Origin of the sequence: Paraburkholderia phytofirmans PsJN (genome assembly GCF_000020125.1) — a bacterium.
Classification (GTDB): domain Bacteria; phylum Pseudomonadota; class Gammaproteobacteria; order Burkholderiales; family Burkholderiaceae; genus Paraburkholderia; species Paraburkholderia phytofirmans.
In genome coordinates, this window is record NC_010681.1 from 3,623,504 (window position 1) to 3,645,034 (window position 21,531).

Annotated in this window: 20 protein-coding genes; 11 read left to right on the forward strand and 9 right to left on the reverse strand. The window is 61.9% G+C overall.

All coding sequences use genetic code 11. The annotated features are described in order from the left end of the window. The first annotated feature begins 3 nt into the window (after positions 1-3). Together tsaE and BPHYT_RS15970 are read left to right on the forward strand one after the other, a co-directional pair. Positions 4-588: a tRNA (adenosine(37)-N6)-threonylcarbamoyltransferase complex ATPase subunit type 1 TsaE gene (gene tsaE, locus BPHYT_RS15965; protein WP_012434177.1), complete on the forward strand. Its 585-nt coding sequence runs from the start codon at positions 4-6 to the stop codon at positions 586-588. Then, on the forward strand, positions 570-2,150 hold the full coding sequence (locus BPHYT_RS15970) for an N-acetylmuramoyl-L-alanine amidase (protein WP_012434178.1): 1,581 nt from the start codon (positions 570-572) through the stop codon (positions 2,148-2,150). Before tsaE ends, BPHYT_RS15970 begins: the two co-directional genes overlap by 19 nt. A 57-nt stretch (positions 2,151-2,207) precedes the next feature. On the opposite strand, the gene BPHYT_RS15975 is transcribed toward BPHYT_RS15970, so the two are convergent. After that, entirely contained in the window at positions 2,208-3,089 is an 882-nt protein-coding gene (locus BPHYT_RS15975) for an O-acetylserine/cysteine exporter (RefSeq protein ID WP_012434179.1), read from the reverse strand. Positions 3,090-3,268: 179 nt separating this feature from the next. Between BPHYT_RS15975 and BPHYT_RS15980 the strand changes: the two genes are divergently transcribed. Both BPHYT_RS15980 and trxA read left to right on the forward strand, forming a co-directional pair. Then, the gene (locus BPHYT_RS15980) at positions 3,269-4,144 is read left to right on the forward strand and encodes a pirin family protein (RefSeq protein WP_012434180.1); all 876 of its coding nucleotides are present in this window, start codon (positions 3,269-3,271) and stop codon (positions 4,142-4,144) included. Between the two features lie 132 nt (positions 4,145-4,276). Continuing rightward, complete coding sequence (trxA, locus tag BPHYT_RS15985) at positions 4,277-5,125, forward strand: thioredoxin (protein WP_012434181.1); 849 nt, start codon at positions 4,277-4,279, stop codon at positions 5,123-5,125. A gap of 83 nt (positions 5,126-5,208) precedes the next feature. Here the strand turns inward: trxA and tcdA are convergent, their stop codons facing one another. Then, entirely contained in the window at positions 5,209-6,066 is an 858-nt protein-coding gene (gene tcdA, locus BPHYT_RS15990; protein ID WP_012434182.1) for a tRNA cyclic N6-threonylcarbamoyladenosine(37) synthase TcdA, read from the reverse strand. Between the two features lie 226 nt (positions 6,067-6,292). On the opposite strand from tcdA, the gene pdxH reads away from it, so the two are divergent. The 3 genes from pdxH (at position 6,293) to BPHYT_RS16005 (ending at position 9,832) form a co-directional block, all read left to right on the forward strand. Further along, a complete protein-coding gene (pdxH, locus tag BPHYT_RS15995) occupies positions 6,293-6,934 on the forward strand; it encodes a pyridoxamine 5'-phosphate oxidase (RefSeq protein WP_012434183.1) in 642 nt (213 codons plus the stop codon). Between the two features lie 141 nt (positions 6,935-7,075). Further along, the gene (locus tag BPHYT_RS16000) at positions 7,076-8,290 is read left to right on the forward strand and encodes an SAM-dependent methyltransferase (protein ID WP_012434184.1); all 1,215 of its coding nucleotides are present in this window, start codon (positions 7,076-7,078) and stop codon (positions 8,288-8,290) included. A 72-nt stretch (positions 8,291-8,362) separates the two neighbouring features. Further along, entirely contained in the window at positions 8,363-9,832 is a 1,470-nt protein-coding gene (locus BPHYT_RS16005; protein WP_012434185.1) for a DUF72 domain-containing protein, read from the forward strand. Between the two features lie 27 nt (positions 9,833-9,859). Here the strand turns inward: BPHYT_RS16005 and msrA are convergent, their stop codons facing one another. Further along, positions 9,860-10,408, reverse strand: a complete 549-nt coding sequence (msrA, locus tag BPHYT_RS16010) for a peptide-methionine (S)-S-oxide reductase MsrA (protein ID WP_012434186.1) — start codon at positions 10,406-10,408, stop codon at positions 9,860-9,862. A gap of 257 nt (positions 10,409-10,665) precedes the next feature. Here msrA and BPHYT_RS16015 point away from each other — a divergent pair, with 257 nt between their 5' ends. Beyond that, on the forward strand, positions 10,666-11,175 hold the full coding sequence (locus BPHYT_RS16015) for a flavin reductase family protein (RefSeq protein WP_012434187.1): 510 nt from the start codon (positions 10,666-10,668) through the stop codon (positions 11,173-11,175). 18 nt (positions 11,176-11,193) lie between these two features. On the opposite strand, the gene BPHYT_RS16020 is transcribed toward BPHYT_RS16015, so the two are convergent. Then, positions 11,194-11,709 carry an Lrp/AsnC family transcriptional regulator gene (locus BPHYT_RS16020; protein ID WP_012434188.1) on the reverse strand — a complete coding sequence of 172 codons (516 nt, stop codon included), beginning with the start codon at positions 11,707-11,709 and terminating at the stop codon, positions 11,194-11,196. Between the two features lie 130 nt (positions 11,710-11,839). Here BPHYT_RS16020 and kynB point away from each other — a divergent pair, with 130 nt between their 5' ends. Genes kynB through kynA form a run of 3 tightly spaced genes read left to right on the forward strand, consistent with a single transcriptional unit; the run spans position 11,840 to position 14,700 of the window. Then, a complete protein-coding gene (kynB, locus tag BPHYT_RS16025) occupies positions 11,840-12,478 on the forward strand; it encodes an arylformamidase (RefSeq protein WP_012434189.1) in 639 nt (212 codons plus the stop codon). A 28-nt stretch (positions 12,479-12,506) separates the two neighbouring features. Next, entirely contained in the window at positions 12,507-13,757 is a 1,251-nt protein-coding gene (gene kynU / locus BPHYT_RS16030) for a kynureninase (protein ID WP_012434190.1), read from the forward strand. A 10-nt stretch (positions 13,758-13,767) separates the two neighbouring features. Further along, positions 13,768-14,700, forward strand: coding sequence for a tryptophan 2,3-dioxygenase (gene kynA, locus BPHYT_RS16035; protein WP_012434191.1), 933 nt, complete (start codon positions 13,768-13,770; stop codon positions 14,698-14,700). Between the two features lie 852 nt (positions 14,701-15,552). On the opposite strand, the gene BPHYT_RS16040 is transcribed toward kynA, so the two are convergent. Genes BPHYT_RS16040 through BPHYT_RS16060 form a run of 5 tightly spaced genes read right to left on the reverse strand, consistent with a single transcriptional unit; the run spans position 15,553 to position 21,527 of the window. After that, positions 15,553-16,290 carry an SDR family oxidoreductase gene (locus tag BPHYT_RS16040; RefSeq protein WP_012434192.1) on the reverse strand — a complete coding sequence of 246 codons (738 nt, stop codon included), beginning with the start codon at positions 16,288-16,290 and terminating at the stop codon, positions 15,553-15,555. Continuing rightward, positions 16,287-17,831: an FGGY-family carbohydrate kinase gene (locus BPHYT_RS16045; protein ID WP_012434193.1), complete on the reverse strand. Its 1,545-nt coding sequence runs from the start codon at positions 17,829-17,831 to the stop codon at positions 16,287-16,289. Before BPHYT_RS16045 ends, BPHYT_RS16040 begins: the two co-directional genes overlap by 4 nt. A 46-nt stretch (positions 17,832-17,877) precedes the next feature. Further along, positions 17,878-18,975, reverse strand: coding sequence for an erythritol/L-threitol dehydrogenase (locus BPHYT_RS16050; RefSeq protein WP_012434194.1), 1,098 nt, complete (start codon positions 18,973-18,975; stop codon positions 17,878-17,880). Between the two features lie 37 nt (positions 18,976-19,012). Beyond that, on the reverse strand, positions 19,013-20,020 hold the full coding sequence (locus BPHYT_RS16055; RefSeq protein ID WP_012434195.1) for an ABC transporter permease: 1,008 nt from the start codon (positions 20,018-20,020) through the stop codon (positions 19,013-19,015). Continuing rightward, positions 20,007-21,527: a sugar ABC transporter ATP-binding protein gene (locus BPHYT_RS16060; RefSeq protein ID WP_012434196.1), complete on the reverse strand. Its 1,521-nt coding sequence runs from the start codon at positions 21,525-21,527 to the stop codon at positions 20,007-20,009. The genes BPHYT_RS16055 and BPHYT_RS16060 overlap by 14 nt, the downstream gene beginning before the upstream one ends. Positions 21,528-21,531 lie beyond the last annotated feature (4 nt).

The window sequence follows — 21,531 nt, forward strand, 5'->3', positions numbered from 1 at the left end:
AGAATGCCTGCCAATCCCGATCTCGCGATCCAACCGCCCGCCAACGTCCTGCTCGAACGCACCTTCGCGCTCGCGGACGAAGCCGCCACCATGGCCTTCGGCGAGCGCTTCGCGCAGGCGATCGAAAGCGTGCGCGAAGCCGCGCAACACGCACCGGGTGCGGACGGCGACAAGGCGTTCTACGGACTGCAGGTCCAGCTCATCGGCGATCTCGGCGCCGGCAAAACCACCCTCGTGCGCGCAACCTTGCGCGGCCTCGGCCACACCGGCCGCGTGCGCAGTCCCACTTACACACTCGTCGAACCTTACGTGCTCGAGCGGCCCGCTGGGGAACTCACGCTCTATCACTTCGATCTGTATAGATTCACCGATCCGGCCGAATGGGCCGACGCGGGCTTTCGCGAGTACTTCGACAGCGGCGCGATCTGTCTCGTCGAATGGCCGCAGCGCGCGGGGCGTCTGCTGGGCGTGCCGGATCTTGTCTTCTCGCTCGACCTCGATAACCACAACGAGAATGAAAGCGACGGCCGTGTCCTCGTCGCACGGGCATACAGCGAATCAGGAAAGGCATGTCTCGAAAGATGTTGATCAAACCGTTCCGCTCGATCGAATCGGCGGCTACCGCAACGCATAACTGGCGGCGCCGGCAGATTCTGCGCGCGGGTGCGTCCACGCTGGTGCTCGGCCTCGTCGCGCCGCGTCTCGCGTGGGCGAGTTCGGTGCTCGGCGTGCGGGTCTGGCCGGCGCGCGACTACACGCGCGTGACGATCGAATCCGATCAGCCGCTGCAGAACGCGCAGCAGTTGCTGCAGGGACCGGACCGGCTGGTGGTCGATCTGAGCGGTCTCGATCTGGACCAGGCGCTGAAAGACCTCGTGTCCAAGATCACGCCAAACGATCCGCAGATCTCGTCGGTGCGCGTCGGGCAATATCAGCCGCACGTGGTGCGCATGGTGTTCGACCTGAAGGGTTCGGTGAAGCCGCAGGTGTTCACGCTGCCGCCGGTCGGCGCGTACAAGTACCGGCTGGTGTTCGACCTCTACCCCGCGGTCGCGCCCGACCCGCTGATGGATCTGCTCGCGCAGACGGAACGCAAGCAGCAGACCTTCAACGAAGAGAACGCCGCGCCCCCGCCCGCCACGCTGAGCGGCCCCGGTACCACGCCGCCCACCGCCGACAACAGCGAGGCGTTCTTCGAGCGTTACGCGCAGAACGGCGGCAGCGGCTCCGCACCGAGCGTGCCGCGTCCGCCGGTGCGTGTCGCGCCGACGCCCGCTCCGCCGATCCTCGGCAAGCCGGCCACGCCTGCTGTACCCGTGGCGCCGCCCACGGCCATCGCCCGCAACAAGGGCAACAGCGCCAGCACGCTGGGCGCGGACGACGCCGGCAACGACGACACCTACGCGTTCACCAATCCCAAGTCCGGCAAGAGCAACACGGTGCGTCTGTTGACCGTCGCGATCGATCCGGGCCACGGCGGCGAAGACCCGGGCGCGATCGGCGGCTCGGGCACGTACGAGAAACACGTCGCGCTCGACATCGCGAAGAAGCTGCGCGCGAAGATCGACGCGCAACCGAACATGCGCGCCATGATGACGCGCGACGCGGACTTCTTCGTGCCGCTGAACGTGCGCGTGCAGAAGGCACGACGCGTCGGCGCGGACCTGTTCGTGTCGATCCATGCGGATGCGTTCACCACGCCCGACGCCAAGGGCTCGTCAGTGTTCGCACTGTCGGAGCATGGCGCCACGAGCGCCGCGGCGCGCTGGATGGCGAACAAGGAGAACTCATCCGATGAGATCGGCGGCATCAACATCAAGTCCGCCGATGCTACCGTGAACCGCGCGCTGTTCGATATGTCGACCACCGCGCAGATTCGCGACTCGATGCGTTACGGCAACTTCGTGCTGAAGGAAATCGGCGGCATCAACAAGCTGCACAAGGGCTCGGTCGAGCAGGCGGGGTTCGCGGTGCTGAAGGCGCCGGACATCCCGTCGATCCTTGTGGAAACCGCCTTCATCAGCAACCCGGACGAAGAGCGCCGCCTGAACGACGACGCGTACCGCGAGAAGATGGCCGATGCGATCATGACCGGCATCAAGCGTTATTTTGCGGCGAATCCACCGCTCGCGAAGAACCGCATGACGTGATGAAAACGGCCGCTAGAAGCGGCCATTTTTTCGTCCTCGTTCAGGCCAGCCGGCCGCTCAGCGCGTGAGTGAAAACCGCTGCACGGCCCAGCCGCCGAACACGTTCACGGCCAACCCCGCCATGACCAGCAAAGCGCCTGCGATCTGCGCCGCGGATAGTTGCTCGTCGAGAAACAGCGACGCCGACGCGAGCCCGACAATCGGCACCAGCAGCGAAAACGGCGCGACCTGGCTCGCCGGATAGCGCGACAGCAGACGGCTCCACAATCCGTAGCCGATCAGCGTGGCGATAAACGCGAGATACACGATGGCGAAGATCGACGTCGCGCTGATGCCGGACAGCGCCGCGGCGATCCGCTGCGGACCCTCGAGCGCGTACGACAGCGCGAAAAACGGCAGCGGCGGAATCAGGCTACCCCACACCACCAGCGCGACGAGATCGACCCGTCCGACCTTCTTCGTGACGATGTTGCCAAGCGCCCACGAGCACGCGGCGCACAAGGTGAGGACAAATCCGGCCAGTGTCATGGCATGGCCGCCTTGTACGCCGATCACGGCAAGGCCGCCCGCCGCGACCAGCAAACCCACCACATTCGGCAAACGCAACCGCTCGTGCAGGAACATCGCGGCGAAAATCAGCGTGAAGAACGCCTGCGCCTGCAACACCAGCGAGGCCAGTCCGGCCGGCATGCCGACATACATGGCCGAGAACAGGAACGCGAACTGGCCGAACGAAATCGTCGCGCCGTACGCGATCAGCCAGCGCCACGGCAAATTGGGCCGTTTGACGAAAAACACCGCCGGCACGGCAGCGAGCGCAAAGCGCAGCGCGCCGAGCAGCATGGGCGGCACGCCGTGCAGCCCCACCTTGATCACGACAAAATTGACGCCCCACGCGACGACTACGATCATCGCGAGCAGCAAATCCTTCGGCGACATGCCGGACTCCAATTGATTGTTCGATCCGGCAGTTTAGCGGAGGCGGCAGCGTCCGGCACCGCCCCGCGCTACGGATTCCCGGAGCGCCGACATGTCGCCGAGCCGTCGTCGTTAGGCTCAGCGCAGTAGAATCGTCCATTGAACAAAAATCCCTGCCCACCATTCCAACCGAGCCTGCCATGTCCTCCTCGATCAAAGCAGTCCTCAAACCGCATCTGCGCGACGTCGGCAGTCTGAGCGTGCGGCGCGTGCTGCCGGCCATGGCGGCGCGCCTGATCGGCCCGTTCATCTTCTTCGATCACATGGGCCCGGCCACTCTCGAACCGGGCGTGGGCCTCGACGTGCGGCCGCATCCGCATATCGGTCTGGCCACGGTGACCTATCTGTTCGAAGGCGCGATCATGCACCGCGACAGCCTGGGCTCGATGCAAAAAATCGTCCCCGGCGACGTCAACTGGATGACGGCCGGGCGCGGCATCGTCCACTCCGAGCGCACGCCGGACGAGGACCGCGCGAGCGGCCAGACCATGCACGGCATTCAAACGTGGGTCGCGCTGCCGCTCGACGACGAAGAGATCGAGCCGTCGTTCGCGCATCACGCCGCCGACACGCTGCCGGTGGTCGAGCGCAACGGCGTCACGCTGCGCGTGATCGCGGGCACGGCGTTCGGCGCAACCTCGCCGGTCGCGACGTTCTCCGGCACGCTCTATGTGGCCGGCGAATTCGCGCCGGGCGGCGCCTTCGCGCTCGAACCGGAACACGAGGAACGCGGTGTCTATCTCGTCGACGGCGATCTGGAGATCGACGGCACGTCGCTCGAAGTCGGCCAGATGGCGGTGCTCGCGCTCGACGAAACGGTGACGCTGGCGAGCACCCACGGCGCGCGTGTCATGCTGCTCGGCGGCGAAAAGCTGGATGGCGAGCGCTTCATCGAGTGGAATTTCGTTGCCAGTTCGCGTGAGAAAATCGAAGCCGCGAAGCTGGCGTGGACCAATCAGGAAATGGGCAAGGTGCCGGGCGAAACCGAATGGATTCCGCTGCCCGAGCGCAAATGAGCCATGCAAATTAGCTGCGCACGTAAGCAGCGCAGATAAGCATCGCCAATGAGCGCAAGCGGTTCGGGCAGCATTGAATCCCCGGTGTTCGGCCCCAAATAGTCAACAGACCGTTTTATCGACGAGGACGCAATGGACACCACTCTGGCCACTTTCGAACAGGACGTCATCACGGCGTCGACACTGGCCCCCGTGCTGGTCGATTTCTGGGCGCCCTGGTGTGGCCCGTGCAAGACCCTCGGCCCGATGCTGGAAAAGCTCGAAGCCGAAGCCGCCGGCAAATGGAAGCTCGTGAAGGTGAACGTAGACGAGAACCAGGAACTGGCCGCGCACTTCCAGGTGCGCAGCATTCCGCACGTCATGGCTTTTGCCGACGGCCGGCCGGTCGATCAGTTCGTCGGCGTGCTGCCGGAAGGACAGTTGCGCGAGTTTATCGAGCGGCTCGTGCCGCAAGGCGCGGACGCCGCGCGTCTCGAAGCGCAAGCCGCGCTGGCCGAAGGCCGCCGCGAAGATGCGTACGACGCGCTGCAAGCCGCCCTCGCCTACGACCCGGGTTTCGACGAAGCGCGCATGGATCGCATTGAAATGCTGCTCGAAGACAATCGTCTCGACGAAGCGCGCAACGAAGTCGATCTGCTGTCGCCGAAAACGACTCAAGGTATCGACGCGCGTTTCAACGCGATCAAGACACGCCTCGACGCCGTGGACGCCGCCGCGGATCTGCCGCCCACCGATGCGCTGGAAGCGAAGGTCGCGGCCGACCCGGACGATCTCGAAGCGCGTTTCGATCTGGCCAGCGCGTTTATCGCGCGCCGCAAATACGCGGAAGCGCTCGAACATTTGCTGGCGATCGTGCAACGCGACCGTACGTTCCGCGACGATATCGGCCGTAAGACGATGCTGTCGGTATTCGATCTGGCCGCGCATCAGCCGGAACTGGTGTCGCAATGGCGGCGCAAGCTGAGCGCTTCGTTGTTCTGATCTGACTGGATCAATCGATATTCAGGCGCGGCGCCCGAGCCGCGCCTGAATGCGCCGCGGCACTCGTCGCGGCGCGAATCACCTCAAGCCGTCGCCTGCTTCGCCAATGCCCGCAGCACATGCGCGGCTGCAGCAAATCCGAAGCTCGCCGTCACACACACGCTCGAACCGAATCCCGCGCAGTTCAAACCGACCGGCCCGGTGTGGCCCGGCGACGTGGTGACGTGCTCGGCCTCCTCGTCGATATCGCAAACGGCAGCTTCCGGGTAGATCAACGGTTCGTCGGAATACACCGCGCTCACCTTGAACTTCGCCTTCGGGCCACGCGGAAAACCGTGCTGTTTGCGCAGTTGTCCGCGCACTTTCGACAGTAAGGGATCCTGGATCGTCAGCGCCAGATCGTCTATGCGAATGCGCGTCGGGTCGAGTTGGCCACCTGCGCCGCCGATCGTGATCAACGGCTGCTTCTTCTCCACGCACCATGCGATCAACGCGGTCTTGGTGCGCACACTGTCGATCGCATCGATCACATAGTCGAAGCCGCCACCGAGCGTCGACTCGAAGTTATCCGGCTCGACGAAGTCCTCGATCAGGCGCACGTCGCAAAACGGATTGATCGCCGCAATGCGTTCGGCCATGGCTTCGACCTTCGGTTTTCCGTAGTTGCCGTCGAGCGCGTGGATCTGCCGGTTAGTGTTGCTCTCGGCGACGTTGTCGAGATCGATCAGCGTCAGCGTGCCGACCGCGCTGCGCGCTAGCGCCTCGGCCACCCACGACCCGACGCCGCCAATGCCGATCACCGCGACGTGCGCGCCTTCGAACGCGGCGAGCGCCGGCGCGCCGTACAAACGCGCGATGCCGCCGAAACGCCGCTCACGGTCAGCGGTTTCTTTCCCGTCGAGGCTGGTAGTAAGATCGGTTTGCGCGGTGGTGCTGGACATGATGGCAGGGCTCGGTGATCAGGCAAAAACACGAAGTGGCGACGCAAAGGCGTACGCAACCCCGTATTTTGCCTGAAGGCGTCGAAGTACATCGCCGCGAACAGCGCGGCACCGAGAGCCACATACGCCGGCATGCATAGCGCACCGCGCCGGACCTTGATGTGGTTGCAGGCAAAAAATTAGCGGCTTAGCTATACTGATTGAACTGTAGCGTTCGCATAAGAACATGACCTCACTCGCCGAACTTCGAAAAAACTATTCGCTGGGTTCTTTGGACGTTGCCGATATCGACCGTAACCCGTTTCGTCAATTCGATACGTGGTTTCAACAAGCGGTCGACGCCAAATTGCCCGAACCGAATACCATGACGCTGGCCACGGTCGACTCGCGTGGCCGGCCGTCGGCGCGTATTGTCCTGATCAAGGGCGTCGACGAGCGGGGCTTCGTGTTCTTCACCAATTACGAAAGCCGTAAAGGCCGTGAACTGGCCGCCAATCCGTACGCCAGCCTGCTTTTCTACTGGATCGAACTCGAACGCCAGGTGCGTGTGGAAGGCCGCATCGTCAAAACCAGCGCGGAAGAAAGCGACGCGTATTTCGCATCGCGCCCGCTCGGTTCACGCATCGGTGCATGGGCCTCGAATCAGAGTCAGCTAATTGAAAGCCGTTCGCAGCTCGAAACACGCGAACGCGAAATCAGCTTGCAATACGGCGACCAGCCACCGCGCCCACCGCACTGGGGCGGGTATCGTTTGGTGCCCGAAGCAATCGAATTCTGGCAGGGCCGGCCGTCACGCCTTCACGACCGCTTGCTCTACACGCGCTCAGACGAACACAGCGACTGGCAAATCTCCCGCCTATCGCCTTGAATCGAAATACAACGCCGCAACCGCGTTGCCAACGCAGCAGCGCGCGGCGGCCGGATGGCAACTCGCGGCATGGGAGTCGCGCCGCACGGAGCTGCGATCCACACAGGCTTTGCTTTAATTCAACGGACACGGAGAGATCACATGTTCTGGGAGAAGAAGCTGGCGCAGTGGGTGGAAGAGGTAAAAACCAGGGCTAACGTTCCCGCACGCCTCGTGCTGTGGGACGGTCAGCAACATGACTTCGGGCAGTTCGCGGCGCCCCAGGTCACACTACATGTCAAAAGCGCGACGGCGCTGCCCTATCTGCTCGAACCGAGCCTCGACAATCTCGGCGAGGCGTACGTGAAGGGCAAGATCGACATTGAAGGCAAACTGTCGGACATCATCAATATCGGCTACCAGCTGGCGCGCAATACCGTCACCAGCGCGGGCAAGCTGGCGCGCGTGCGGCGCTACTTCAATCATTCGAAAGCCTCGGACAAGAAGGCGATCCAGTATCACTACGACGTCTCGAACGAGTTCTACAAGCTGTGGCTCGACGAGAACATGGTGTACTCGTGTGCGTACTTCGAGAACGGCGACGAAGATCTTCCTACCGCGCAGATCAAGAAGATCGACCACATCCTCACCAAGATCCAGTTGCAACCCGGGCAGCGCCTGCTCGATATCGGCTGCGGCTGGGGCGCGCTCGTGCTGCGCGCGGCGCAGAAGTTCGGCGCGCAGTGTGTGGGCGTCACGCTCTCGCAGAACCAGTTCGATCTCGCTACCGCACGCGTGAAAGCGGCGGGTCTGGAAGGCCAGATCGAGATTCGTCTGCAGGATTATCGCGACGTCGAAGGGCAATTCGATCGCATCACGAGCGTCGGCATGTTCGAGCACGTGGGCCGCAAGAATCTGCCGGGCTACTTCGAGAAAATCCGCGACCTGCTGGTCGACGACGGCATCGCCATGAATCACGGCATTACGTCGAGCGATTCGGACAGCGGCGAGACCGCGCTCGGCGGCGGCGAATTCATCGACCGCTATGTGTTTCCGGACGGTGAGCTGCCGCATATCAGTCTCGCGCTCGAATCGATGCAGCGCGGCGGGCTCGAAGCGGTTGACGTCGAAAGCCTGCGCCGTCACTATGCGCACACGCTGGACATCTGGGCGGAGAATTTCGAAGCGCATGCGGAAGAAGCCCGCAAGCTCGTCGACGACGAGAAATTCCGCATCTGGCGCGTGTACCTCGCCGGTTGCGCCTACGCTTTCGAAAACGACGACGTCTCGATCTACCAGGTGGTCTGCCGCAAAGCCGGCCGCAGCGCGAAAACCCTGCCGTGGTCGCGCCGCTTCATGTACGACAAACCGCTGTGATACGGTTGCGCCGCGGCGCCGTGCATGAGCGGGCGACGTGGCGCAAACCCTTGAACAGCAGGTCGAACACCGATGGACCCAAGCGGGACAAGCGAAGTTGAACAGCCGCTCGAGAGCGAAGCTCGCGCCGATGGCGAAGGCGTGCAGTTCGATCTGTTCGGGATGCCGGTAGATACGGCGACGGCAAAGGGCGATGGCGCGGTGAAGTCGTCGCGTGGGACGAGCGGGGCCACTGGCACTGCTGCGACCGCCGTAGCCGCTGGGGCGGACGCTGACGCCGCTCGGCAGAATCAGCAGAGCGTCGAACAGGCAAGCTCGCCAGCTAACGCATCCGCGCCACCCGCCACCGCGACGCCGCCCGAGCGCCAGCGTCAGCCGCGCGCGATAAAGGCCCGAGACGTCGGCTCTTTGTGGCAGGAGGACGATGCCGTAGCGCCAGCCAACACCGTCCCCGTGCCCGGAACCATTACCGCGCCCGCCTCCGCCAACGCCCCCACAAAACGCCGCGTTCGCGAAATCGTCGCCGCCCCGCCCTCGCCCGAACTTCTCGCGCTGGCGGCGCAACTACCGTCGCAAATCCACCTCGGCACTTCGACCTGGTCGTTTCCGGGCTGGAACGGTATCGTCTATGGCGACGAGTACAGCAACAGCAAACTGTCGCGTGAGGGCCTCACGGCCTACGGCGCGCATCCGCTGCTGAAGACGGTCAGCATCGACCGGTCGTTTTATCAGGCGCTCACGGTCACCGAGTATTTGCGTTACGCGCAGCAGGTGCCCGAGCATTTCCGCTTCATCGTGAAAGCCCCGATGACGATCACCGACGCCACCGTGCGCGCCGAACGCGGCGAACCGGTCTCGATGAATCCGTGCTTTCTGAACGCGCAAATGGCGATCGACGATTTCGTCACGCCTTGTCTCGAAGGGCTCGGCGCCAAAGCCGGCGCGCTCGTGTTCCAGCTTTCGCCGCTGCCGGATCAGATGCTCGCGCAGCCGGCGGTGTTCATCGAACGGCTGGCCGAATTTCTGATGGCCTTGCCGAAGTTGCCGGACAGCGCCTGCTACGCGATCGAAATCCGTGATGCGAGCCTGCTTACGCCGCGCTTCATCCGTACGCTCAAAACGGCGGGCGTGCGCTATTGCGTCGGGATTCATGCGCGCATGCCCGATCCGTTGCGTCAGGCCGCGGCGCTTGCGTTGCTGGACGGTGAACCGGCCGGGCCGCTGATCGTGCGCTGGAGCCTGCACGGCGGCTTCAAATACGAACAGGCGAAGGCCAAGTACGAACCGTTCAACCAGTTGGTCGATGAGGACCCGGCGACCCGCGCGTCACTCGCCGAACTGGCCGCGCGCTATGCGCTGGCCGGCCAGCCGGTGGTGATCGCGATCAACAATAAAGCGGAAGGCTCGGCGCCGCTGAGTTGTGTGGAGCTGGCGCGGGCGATCATCGACGCGTATGCACGGCTCGCTCATGAACATGAGCACGACGATCACGAGCCTCCGTCATCTGAAGAGAACGAGCAGCCGCCTGGCTCCGGCGCCTGAGTAACGCGCAAGTCGCCGCTCATGCCGTTAGCTCGCCCTGATCCGGTGAGCAAACTGCTGACGGAACTTCGCCACTTTCGGCGCCACTACGAACGAGCAGTAGCCCTGATTCGGGTGCCGCGCAAAATAGTTCTGGTGATAAGCCTCGGCGGGCCAGTAATTGCCGTCGAGCGGCAGCACTTGTGTGACGATCTGGCCGTCGTAAATACCTTGTTCACCGATCTCGCGAATTGCCTGCAGCGCCGTTTCCCGCTGCGCGTCGGAATGCGTGAAGACCACCGAGCGGTATTGCGTGCCGACGTCGTTGCCCTGCCGGTTCAACTGCGTCGGATCGTGGATCGCGAAGAAGATATCGAGAATCTCGCGATAGCTGATCTTCGCCGGATCGAAGTCGATTTTCACGACTTCGGCATGGCCGGTTTCGCCGTCGCACACCTGCTCGTAGGTCGGACGCTGGGTCTGGCCGCCCGCGTAGCCCGACTCCACCGCGTTCACGCCGTCGACGCCCAGGTACACCGCTTCGAGGCACCAGAAACACCCGCCACCCAGAGTGGCGACTTCGCCTGTCTGACTCATGCTGCTCGCTCCTTCAAACACATAGTCGGCCGATGCCGGTCCACGGTTCGCCGCAACGCTCATGCCACCATCCGAGCCTTCCAGCTTAGCGGCTTTTTCATTCACCGGCTCGGGTCGCGGCCGATCCGCCGCGATTGCAGTTAAAATTGGGGCAAATCGACGATTTTCACTATGACTTTCGAATCATTTGTTTCCAGCGGCACGCGAGATGGGTTCAGCCCGGCGCTCCCCCGGTTTGCGCCAGGGACCGGCGCCCGATGAAGCACGCCAGCCCGCCCAACTTCGACCAGAACGCCTTCAAACAGGCGCTCAGCCAATTTGCCACCGGCGTCACCGTTATTACAACGCGCGCGGCGTCCGGCCAGTTGATCGGCATCACGGCCAGCTCATTCAATTCGGTTTCGCTCAATCCGCCGCTCGTGCTATGGAGTTTGGCCACGCGTTCGGCGTCGATGCCGGTGTTTCGCGCCAACAGTCACTACGTGGTCAATGTGCTGGCTTCGTCGCAGCTCGATTTGTGCAAGCGCTTTGCGACCGTGAAGGGCGATCGCTTCGAAGGCGTTTCGCACGCGGAAGGCGACACCGGCATGCCGGTGCTCGACGGCGCGCTTGCCTGGTTCGAATGCCATAACCGCAGCCGTTACGACGAAGGCGACCACGTGATTTTTGTCGGCGAAGTGGAGCGTTGCGGCGTGCACGAGAATGCCGCGAAGATGTCACCGCTGGTGTTTCAGAACGGCTTGTTTCACCGACTCGACGCGCTTTGAACGCGCCGGCGCGCCCAATCAGCGATCGTTGTGCGCGGCGCTATGCCCACCGGTTTTCTTCACCAGCGAAACCGGCACGCCCGAATCTTCCTTGAGCGTCTGCAGCACGATATTCGAACGAATATCCATCACGCCCGGCGCCTTGTAGAGACGCTGCAGCACGAAATCCGAATAATGTTTGAGATTGTGCGCGAGGACTCGCAGCAGATAGTGCGTCTCGCCGGTCACGACGAACGCGCCGACCACTTCCGGCCAGTCGCGCACCGCTTCCGCGAAGCGCTCGTGCCAGTTCTCCTGGTCGTTGCGCATGGACACCTGCACGAACGCTTCCAGTTCGAAACCCAGCACTTCTCGATTAAGACACGCGCGGTAGTGTTCGATGACGCCCTGCTCTTCGAGCAGGCGCAGGCGTCGTAGACAGGCTGACGGCGAGAGCGAAATGCGCTCCGCGAGGTCGAGATTGCTGATCCGTCCTTCTTGCTGAAGCACCGTCAAGATACGGCAATCGGTGGCGTCGAGCGAGATCGCGTTCATATTCGGTCTCCCTTTCCCGTTTGAATCAAATTATGTTCCAAGACACGGCGCAGAAGGAGATTTTTTCGCAATCACATTTCGCGGCAAGCCACCTATCATTCCCGGATAGACACAAACCGCCGATGCGACTATGCCAACACTTTGGGACATCACCCCTGCCGTCGATACCGCCACGCCCGTCTGGCCCGGCGACACGCCGGTGGGCATCGAGCGCGTGTGGCGCATGGAGGCGGGCTCGCCCGTCAACGTCGCGCGGCTGACGCTGTCGCCGCACACCGGCGCGCACACCGATGCCCCGCTGCACTATGACGCCGAAGGCGTGGCCATCGGCGAAGTGCCGCTCGACGCGTACCTCGGCCGATGCCGCGTGATTCATTGCATCGGCGCATCGCCTGTTGTGACGCCACAACACCTGAGCGGCTCGCTCGACGACCTGCCGCCGCGAGTCTTACTGCGCACTTACAGAAACGCGCCGACCGCAGCGTGGGACAGCGCTTTCTGCGCTGTTGCGCCGGACACCATCGACCTGCTGGCGGCACGCGGCGTGAAGCTGATCGGCATCGACACGCCCTCGCTCGACCCGCAGGAATCGAAGACGATGGATGCGCACCACCGGATCCGCACGCATCGCATGGCGATTCTCGAAGGCATCGTTCTCGACGACGTCGCGCCCGGCGACTACGAACTGATCGCGCTGCCGCTCAAGCTGACCACACTCGACGCAAGCCCGGTGCGCGCGATCCTGCGCGCGCTGCCGGAATCGCAATGAACATCTCCATCTGACTGACGGAATCACCATGAACCACCGTGACGAAGCACTGGCGCTCGACAGCGCCGATCCTCTCGCGACGTTGCGCGACCAGTTCGCGCTGTCGTCGACCACCATCTATCTCGATGGTAATTCGCTGGGCGTGCCGCCCGCGGCCGCCGCGCAGCGCGCACAGACCGTGATCGGCGCTGAATGGGGCGAAGGCCTGATCCGCAGCTGGAACACCGCGGGCTGGTTCGAGTTGCCGCGCCGCCTCGGCAACAAGCTCGCGCCGTTGATCGGCGCGGCGGAAAACGAAGTGGTTGTCACCGATACGATTTCGATCAATCTGTTCAAACTGCTGTCGGCGGCCGTGCGGGTCGCGAATGAGCGGGATCCGAAGCGTCGCGTGATCGTTTCCGAGCGCTCGAATTTCCCGACGGACCTGTACATCGCGCAAGGTTTGATCGAGCAACTCGACCGCGGTTATGAACTGCGCCTCGTCGACGATCCGTCAGAACTGCCCGCCGCGATCGGCGACGACACTGCCATCGCGATGATCACGCACGTGAACTACCGCACCGGCTACATGCACGACATGGCTGCGCTCACCAAGCTGATCCACGACAAGGGTGCGCTCGCGCTGTGGGATCTGGCGCATTCGGCGGGCGCGGTGCCGGTCGATCTGAATGGCGTCGGCGCGGATTATGCGGTGGGCTGCACGTATAAGTATCTGAATGGCGGGCCGGGTTCGCCTGCGTTCGTGTGGGTGCCTAAGCGTCATCAAAACGAATTCGCGCAGCCGCTGTCGGGCTGGTGGGGACATCGCGCGCCGTTCAAGATGGATCCGGCGTATCAGCCTGACGATGGCATCGGCCGCTTTTTGTGCGGCACGCAGCCGATGGTGTCGATGTCGCTCGTCGAGTGCGGGCTCGATGTGTTTTTGCAAACCGACATGCAGGCGGTGCGCAAGAAGTCGCTGGCGTTGACTGATCTGTTCATCGAACTGGTCGAAGCGCGTTGCAGTGAATTTCCGTTGACGCTCGTCACCCCGCGTGAGCATGCGCAGCGTGGGTCGCATGCGAGCTTCGAGCATCCGCATGGGTATGAGGTGATGCAGGCGCTGATTGCGCGTGGGGTGATCGGTGATTATCGTGAGCCGCATGTGTTGCGGTTCGGTTTTACGCCGCTGTATACGCGTTTTGTCGATGTATGGGATGCGGTGGAAACGTTGCGCGAGGTGCTCGTGAAGGAAACCTGGCGGGCACCTGAATTCGCCGCACGCGGCGCAGTGACCTGAGGAGCGCGCGATGACCGATCACATGCAAACACCGGGGCTGCCGGAAGAAAAGCCTGCGCAGGGATGTCCGTTCGGGCATGGGGCTGTTGCTTCTAGTGTGGCTACCCCGGCCGCCGATTCGGGCGACGGCTGGCATGATGCGCAGCTCGATTTTTCTGAGTCGATGAGTTATGGCGATTATCTGTCGCTGGGGACGGTGTTGGATGCGCAGCATCCGTTGTCGCCGGATCACAACGAGATGCTGTTTATCATTCAGCATCAGACTAGCGAGTTGTGGATGAAGCTCGCGTTGTATGAGTTGCGGGCGGCGCTGCAGGCCGTGCATCGGGATGAGTTGCCGCCGGCGTTCAAGATGCTCGCGCGCGTGTCGCGGATCATGGAGCAGCTCGTGCAGGCCTGGAGTGTTCTTGCGACTATGACGCCGTCTGAGTACACGGCTATGCGGCCTTATTTGGGAAGTTCTTCCGGGTTTCAGTCTTATCAGTATCGGCAGATTGAGTTTTTGCTCGGTAATAAAAATGAGCAGATGCTGAAGCCGCATGCGCATCGGGCTGATGTGTTGGCTGAGGTTAAGGCTTCGCTGGAAGCGCCTTCCTTCTATGATGAAGTTGTTCGGTTGCTCGCTCGGCGCGGGTTTGCTATTTCTGCCGCCAGGCTGGAGAGGGATTGGACTCAGCCTACTGTGCATGATGCTTCTGTTGAAGCGGCCTGGTTGGAGGTTTATCGGAATCCTTCCCAGCATTGGGAGCTGTATGAAATGGCTGAGGAGCTTGTGGATCTTGAAGATGCCTTTCGGCAGTGGCGATTCAGGCATGTGACCACTGTTGAGAGGATTATCGGGTTTAAGCAAGGGACCGGCGGGACTAGTGGGGCTACTTATCTTCGGAAGATGTTGGATGTGGTTTTGTTTCCGGAGCTTTGGCATGTTCGGACTATGTTGTAGTTGGGGGTTTTTCCTCGCGGACTCTATTGTCTGTCATCCTAATGTTTTGGCCTTTCCTTGAATTGTTTGTGGTCTATTAGCGTTGCCCCTGTGCGGGGCGGCACCTACTTCTCTTTGCCGCCGCAAAGAGAAGTAGGCAAGAGAAAGCGGCTCACACCGCTAATTCTTAAGCGGGTGCCCCGCGCAGTCGCGGTAGTGGTGCATCTGGAATCTGTGTTCTCGCACACTCCGCGTGAGTGACAAAGCACTCATTCTTCCCGCCTCGCGCTGCGCGCTCGCCGGGACGGTTTGCTTCAAACCAGCGGTTGCGCTTGTGCGCGGTGAGGGCCGTCGGCTTCGCCTCGGCGGGATGCCGTTAATGGCTTCCGGCTTTGCGGACACTTTCGCGTTAGAAAATCCCTGCATTCAAAATCCACGCATTTGCGAGTATCTCGTACAGCGACGCGAGATTGATCCAGCGCCCGGGCCTCTAAAAAAATGACCGCGATTGTGGCGTTACCGAGGCGAAGCCGGTGGACCCACGACGCCGCAACACAACCGCCTGTTTGAAGCAAACCGTCCCGGCGAGCGCACAGCGCGAGGCGGGAAGAATGACTGCTGTGTCACAGGCGCCGAATGTGCGAGAGCACAGATTCCAGATGCACCACTACCGCGACTGCGCGGGGGACCCGCTTAAGAACTAGCGGTGTGAGCCGCTTTCTCTTGCCTACTTCTCTTTGCGGCGGCAAAGAGAAGTAGGTGCCGCCCCGCACAGGGACAACGCTAATAGACCACAAACAAATCAAGGAAAGGCCAAAAACTTAGGACCACAGACAGACGGACAAACACCCCACCACAAACGCAAAGAACCACTCACCTAGCCGTATACCCCCCATCAACAGCCAAACAAACCCCACTAATCATAGAAGCCCCCCCACTCAACAAAAACAAAATCGGCGCCGCAACCTCAGCAGACTCAGCAAACCTCCCCAACGGAATAGCCTTAAGCGCGGGATCCCGCTTAACCGGATCACTCCAGGCCAGCACCGCCATAGGCGTCAACGTAACCGTAGGATTCACGCTATTAACCCGAATCCCGAACGGCCCCAACTCAACACACAGAGCCCGTGTAACAGCATCGAGCGCAGCCTTGGAAGCCGAATAACTCAAATGATCATCCAACGCGACAAGCGCGGCCTGACTGGAAACATTAACAATACTGCCACCGCGTTGAGCATCGATCATCCCCCGCGCCACATGCTTGGCCACCAGCACGGCGCCCCGCGCATTCACCGCCATCACCCGATCAAAACTGGCACCGGTCGTGTCCACAGCACGTTCAAGCAACGCAATTCCCGCGCAATTCACGAGCCCATCGAACACATCGAGCGAACCTAACGCGTCATCGATAGCCGCTTCATCGCTCACATCAAGCACCAAAGGCTCGCAGCCCGTTTCCTCCGCTAACCGCGCAAGCTCACTCACATTGCGCGCGGCAGCCACCACATTCGCGCCCGACGCACACAATGCCTCGACCGTCGCGCGCCCAATCCCGCTCGAGGCACCCGTCACAAGAATCGACCGACCAGAAAAATCGAAAGTAGCGTTCATGATGTCTGCAACCGATGCATGACCGGCTTCAACGCCGGGTACAAATCCGTATAAACGCCGAACCGTTGCTCGTACAACGCCATGCGTTGTGCGTTCGGCTCCGCGCGTTCAACCAGCGTGACCCATCCGCTCTGCGCCTCTTCACGCGACACCAGCCCGACACCGACAGCCGCCAGCAAAGCAGCCCCCATCGCCGCCTCCACGTCCTGCTCGATGGTATAAACCGGATACCCGGTGACGTCCGCGATAATCTGCATCCACAGATCCGAATGCGCGGCGCCGCCCACCACGATCAGTTTGTCGTCCAGTGACTGCGCGCCTTTGCGCCCCGCCTCGATGTTGTGCTTCAACGCAAACGTGACGCCCTCCAGCACCGCGCGATACAAATGCGCGCGCGTATGAAACAGGCTCAGCCCGACGAACGCACCACTCGCCTTCGCATCCCACACCGGGCTACGCTCGCCCATCAGATACGGCAGAAACATCACGCCATCCGAGCCGGCCGGCACCTTCTCTGCCGACTCTTCCAGCAAGCGATGCGGATCGCCATGCGGCGTCGCGCGCGCGGCCTCGATCTCCGCGTGACAGAACTGCTCGCGATACCAGGTCACCGACGCGCCCGCCGTAATCGCCCCGCCGAACACATAAATATCGCGCTGACCATTGAACACATGCGGCATGCTGATCAAGCCATGCCGCGCGTCGACGGTCTGGTTGATATAGCCCCAGCACATGCTCGTGCCGATCATCGCGACATGTTGCCCGGCGCGCGTGACGCCGGCCGCGAATGTCGCCATCGCAGCGTCCACGCCACCCGCGACGATCGCCGTGCCCGCGTCGAGACCGAGCTGCTCGACCCACTGCGATAGCAAGCCGCCTACCACGTCCGACGATTCGACCAGCCGCTCCGGCATCATCGTCGCGGGAATGCCGAGCATGTCGAGCGCTTCGTCGGACCAGTCGCGTTTGCCAATGTCGTAGATGCCGCCGATATTGCCCGCCGAACTATGATCGACCGCCACCTCACCAGTCAGCATGTAAATCACGTACGCATTCGGCGGCAGGAAATATCGCGTATGTGACCACACGTCGGGTTCGTGATCGCGCAGCCACAGCATTTTCGTGTAGCCATAGTAACTATCCACGCCGTTGCCGGTGATCGTATAGAGCCGTTCGAGATCGACGTTGTTGCGCACCCATTCGACCTGCTCAGTGGCGCGCCGATCCATCCAGATCAAACAGGGATACAGCGGCCGCATCTCGCTATCCACCGGAATACCGGAACCACCATACAGGCTGCTCACGCAGACGGCTTTAATCGACTTCGCCGCGACGCCCGCCTCCTTCGCCTTGGCAACGCATGCAGCGATGCACTCCACCACCGCCTTCAACCAGACCGCGGGCCATTGTTCGGCCCACAGCGGCTTGGGCGTATCCGGCTGATAGCTCGACGCATGCTGCGCGACGATCGCGCCGTGCTGATCGACCAGCAGCGCCTTGGTGCTCTGCGTGCCGATATCGACGCCGATGACGTAATCCATACTGTCTCCGTTTAGATGCCGCTCGTACTCCGACCGCGTTCGACGCTCAGGCGCGCGGCTTCAGCAACACCTTGATCGAATCGAGCGAGTTGGCAATCTTGATCGCCTCGTCCCATTCTTCCAGCGAAAAGCCGTGCGTGACAATGCCTTTCGATGTAACCAGCCCGCGCGCCAGCAGATCGATCGCAATCGGATAGCAATACGGTCCGAGATGCGCGCCGCGCACGTCGAGTTCCTTGCGATCGCCGATCACCGACCAATCCAGCGTCGTATCCGCGCCGAACACCGAAAACTCGACGAAGCGCCCGAGCTTGCGAATCAGGTCCATGCCCTGATTCACGCCGATCGGCGCACCCGTGGTTTCAATATACACATCGCAGCCGTAACCGTCCGTGAGCGAATGGATGATCGCCAGCGCGTCGTCCTGTTTCGGGTTGATCGTCACGTCGGCGCCGTACTCGCGGGCGAGCGCAAGGCGCTCTTCGACGAGATCGATCACCACCAGTTTCTTCGGCGTTTTCAGATGCGCGATTTGCGTCATCATCAAACCGAGCGGACCGGCGCCGGCGATCACCACGACATCGTCGAGTTGCACTTCGCCACGATTGACCGTGTGGATCGCGCAGGCGAGCGGCTCGATGATCGCGGCGTCTTCCAGCGAAATGCCGTCGGGAATCTTGTGGACAATCGCCGTCGGCGGAATGCGCATGTATTCGGCCATGCCTCCATCGGCGACTTCGCGCTGGAAGCCGAAGATGTTGTGCACCTCGCACATCCAGTACTGGCCGGATTTGCAATAGCGGCATTTGCCGCACGGCACGATCTGTTCGGCGATCACGCGGTCACCCATTTTCACGCCGAAGTGATCGGCCGCGCCTTCGCCGATTTCTTCCACGAAACCAAAGAACTCGTGACCCGGAATCACCGGCGCTTTCACCCACGGGCTCGGGCCGCCCCAGAACATCTTCGCGCCCGAATGACATTTGCAGTCGCTCGCGCAAATCCCACACGCGGCAATGCGGATCACCAGTTCGTGCGCACCCGCGCGAGGTTTCGACACCTGTTCGACGCGATAGTCTTTCGGTGCATGACAGACGATGGCTGTCATGTTCTGCTGATCGTGGTCTGTGGATTGAGTCGTCATTGCATGGTCCTGCTTAAAAGTGGAAGTCGTTGAAGAATTACTTTCTGCGGTCGCGGCTGATGTAAATCGCGAGCAAAATGATTCCGCCCTTGATCACGTTCTGCACATACGGATTCACGCCGACCATGTTCAGGCCGTTGTTCAACACACCGAGCAGCAGCGCGCCGATCAACGTGCCGATGATCGAACCGCGGCCGCCGGAGATCGACGTGCCGCCCATCACCACGGCGGCGATGGCGTCGAGTTCGAAGCCGACGCCGGCGTTCGGCTGCCCGCTCATCAAACGCGCGGTCAACACAATGGCGGCGAAGGCGGACGTCAAACCGGCGATCGTGTAGACGATCAGCTTGACGCGCGCCACGCGCACGCCGGATAGACGCGTGGCCTGTTCGTTGCCGCCGATCGCATAGACATAGCGGCCGAACGGCATGCGCTCCAGCAGCACCCACGCGATCACATAGATCACCGCCATGATCACGACGGGCGCCTGCACGCCGAGAATCTTGCCGCTGCCGAAAAAGCTCACCCAGTCCGGCAAGCCGTCGATCGGATAGCCGCCCGTGTAGATCAGCGCGAGGCCACGCGCGATGCCCATCGTCGCGAGCGTGACGATGATCGGCGGCATGCCGGCAAAGGCCACGAAAAAACCGTTCGCCGCGCCGAAGCCGAGGCCGACTGCAATACCAATTGCCAGAGCGGCGACCGCATTCATGCCGGCCACCATCAAGCCCGCGGCGAGCGTGCCCGCCAGCGCCATGACGGAGCCCACGGAAAGATCGATACCGCCGGTCAAAATCACGCACGTCATCCCCACGGCGATGATCGCGTTGATCGACACCTGGCGCAGCACGTTCTCGATGTTCGCCCCGGAGAGAAAACTATCGCTCGCGAACACCATCACGATGCAGACCACCAGCAAGCCGATGAACGGATAGAACAGCGTGGAGCGTTTCAATGCGGCCCACGTGAAACGCACCGGCGCGCCCGGCGTATCGCTGTTGACAGTGGAGGTCTTGGGTGAAGAAGAAGGATTAGGGGTGTTCATGTGTTGCTCCACGAGAGCCGGCAGTTGCATAGGTCATCACGGCGTTCGAGTCGATCGCGTCGCCTTCGAGCATCGCTTCGATGCGGCCCTGACGGAACACGGCGACGCGGTCGCACATGCCGACGATCTCCGGCAGTTCGGACGAGATCATGATGATCGAGTAGCCGCGCGCGGTAAGTTCGCGCATCAGCAGATAGATTTCGGCTTTGGCGCCGACGTCGATGCCGCGCGTCGGTTCGTCGAAGATCAGGATGTTGGTGTGATGATTCAGCCAGCGCGCGATCACTACTTTCTGCTGATTGCCGCCAGAGAGTGTCGCGACTTCCGTATGCATGGTTGGTGCTTTCACGCCCACGCGTTTCATGATGTCGGCGGTCGCGCGCGCTTCGCTGCGCTGGTCGATGAAGAAACGCAACGAGCGATACTTGCCGAGGTTGTTGATCGAGATGTTCTGCTTGATCGAGAAGTCGGTGATCAGGCCTTCGGTCTTGCGGCTCTCGGGCAGAATGCCGACGCCGGCGCGTAACGCATCGGCGGGATCGGATAATTTGGCCGCCGTACCGTTGATGCGAATCTCCTTCACGTAAGCGGGATCCGCGCCGATCACAGCGAGCGCGGTTTCCGTGCGTCCCGAGCCGACCAGTCCCGCGAAGCCGAGAATCTCTCCTTCACGCAGCGTAAAGCTCAACACGGGGCTGTCCTTGAGCAACTGAAGCTTCTCGACATCGAGCACGATCTTCGCGTCGGCACGCAGCGGCGGCTTCGGCGGAAAGCTGTTTTCTATGCGGCGCCCCACCATCATTTCCACCAGATGCCCCACATTGGATTGCGCAACCTCGGTCATGCCGACGTACTGGCCATCGCGCAGAACGGTAATGCGGTCGCATACCTCGAAAATCTCTTCGAGGTGGTGCGAGATGAAAATCATCGCGACGCCCTGCTGCTTCAGTTCGCGCATGATGGCGAACAGATGCTCGGCTTCGGCGGGCGTGAGCGTGGCGGTGGGCTCATCCAGAATCAGAATGCGCGCCTCCAGCGAGAGCGCCTTGCCGATTTCGACGAACTGCTGCTGCGCCACTGAGAGTTCGCGAATCGGCACCGACAGGTCGATCGTCACGCCGAGCCGCTGAAAAATCGCCGCCGCCGCGCGCCGCATCTTGCCGCGTTCGAGCAGGCCCAAGCCATTCTTCAATTCGCGGCCGAGAAACATGTTCTCCACCGCGTTCAGATACGGAATCAGGCTGAACTCCTGAAACACGATGCCGACGCCGGCCGCCACCGCGTCGTGATAGTTGCTGAAATGACGCGCCTCGCCTTCAATCGTGATCGTGCCTTCGTCCGGCTGATAGATGCCGCACAGGATTTTCATCAACGTCGATTTGCCGGCGCCGTTTTCGCCGAGCAGCGCATGAATCTCGCCGCGCTCGATCTCCAGGTGAATGCCTTGCAGCGCCTTCACGCCTGGAAAACTTTTGGTGATGTTGTCGAGCTTGAGTATCGTGTCCATCGGG

Bases quoted from the DNA above. Each gene is read 5' to 3' on its own strand.
- pdxH (WP_012434183.1), top strand. From the start codon at position 6,293: ATGACCTCACTCGCCGAACTTCGAAAAAACTATTCGCTGGGTTCTTTG.
- msrA (WP_012434186.1), bottom strand. From the start codon at position 10,408: ATGAGTCAGACAGGCGAAGTCGCCACTCTGGGTGGCGGGTGTTTCTGG.
- BPHYT_RS15980 (WP_012434180.1), top strand. From the start codon at position 3,269: ATGTCCTCCTCGATCAAAGCAGTCCTCAAACCGCATCTGCGCGACGTC.
- kynA (WP_012434191.1), top strand. From the start codon at position 13,768: ATGACCGATCACATGCAAACACCGGGGCTGCCGGAAGAAAAGCCTGCG.
- BPHYT_RS16055 (WP_012434195.1), bottom strand. From the start codon at position 20,020: ATGAACACCCCTAATCCTTCTTCTTCACCCAAGACCTCCACTGTCAAC.
- kynB (WP_012434189.1), top strand. From the start codon at position 11,840: ATGCCAACACTTTGGGACATCACCCCTGCCGTCGATACCGCCACGCCC.
- BPHYT_RS15970 (WP_012434178.1), top strand. From the start codon at position 570: ATGTCTCGAAAGATGTTGATCAAACCGTTCCGCTCGATCGAATCGGCG.
- tsaE (WP_012434177.1), top strand. From the start codon at position 4: ATGCCTGCCAATCCCGATCTCGCGATCCAACCGCCCGCCAACGTCCTG.
- BPHYT_RS16060 (WP_012434196.1), bottom strand. From the start codon at position 21,527: ATGGACACGATACTCAAGCTCGACAACATCACCAAAAGTTTTCCAGGC.
- BPHYT_RS16050 (WP_012434194.1), bottom strand. From the start codon at position 18,975: ATGACGACTCAATCCACAGACCACGATCAGCAGAACATGACAGCCATC.
- trxA (WP_012434181.1), top strand. From the start codon at position 4,277: ATGGACACCACTCTGGCCACTTTCGAACAGGACGTCATCACGGCGTCG.
- tcdA (WP_012434182.1), bottom strand. From the start codon at position 6,066: ATGTCCAGCACCACCGCGCAAACCGATCTTACTACCAGCCTCGACGGG.
- BPHYT_RS16045 (WP_012434193.1), bottom strand. From the start codon at position 17,831: ATGGATTACGTCATCGGCGTCGATATCGGCACGCAGAGCACCAAGGCG.
- BPHYT_RS16020 (WP_012434188.1), bottom strand. From the start codon at position 11,709: ATGAACGCGATCTCGCTCGACGCCACCGATTGCCGTATCTTGACGGTG.
- BPHYT_RS16015 (WP_012434187.1), top strand. From the start codon at position 10,666: ATGAAGCACGCCAGCCCGCCCAACTTCGACCAGAACGCCTTCAAACAG.
- BPHYT_RS15975 (WP_012434179.1), bottom strand. From the start codon at position 3,089: ATGTCGCCGAAGGATTTGCTGCTCGCGATGATCGTAGTCGTCGCGTGG.
- BPHYT_RS16000 (WP_012434184.1), top strand. From the start codon at position 7,076: ATGTTCTGGGAGAAGAAGCTGGCGCAGTGGGTGGAAGAGGTAAAAACC.
- kynU (WP_012434190.1), top strand. From the start codon at position 12,507: ATGAACCACCGTGACGAAGCACTGGCGCTCGACAGCGCCGATCCTCTC.
- BPHYT_RS16005 (WP_012434185.1), top strand. From the start codon at position 8,363: ATGGACCCAAGCGGGACAAGCGAAGTTGAACAGCCGCTCGAGAGCGAA.
- BPHYT_RS16040 (WP_012434192.1), bottom strand. From the start codon at position 16,290: ATGAACGCTACTTTCGATTTTTCTGGTCGGTCGATTCTTGTGACGGGT.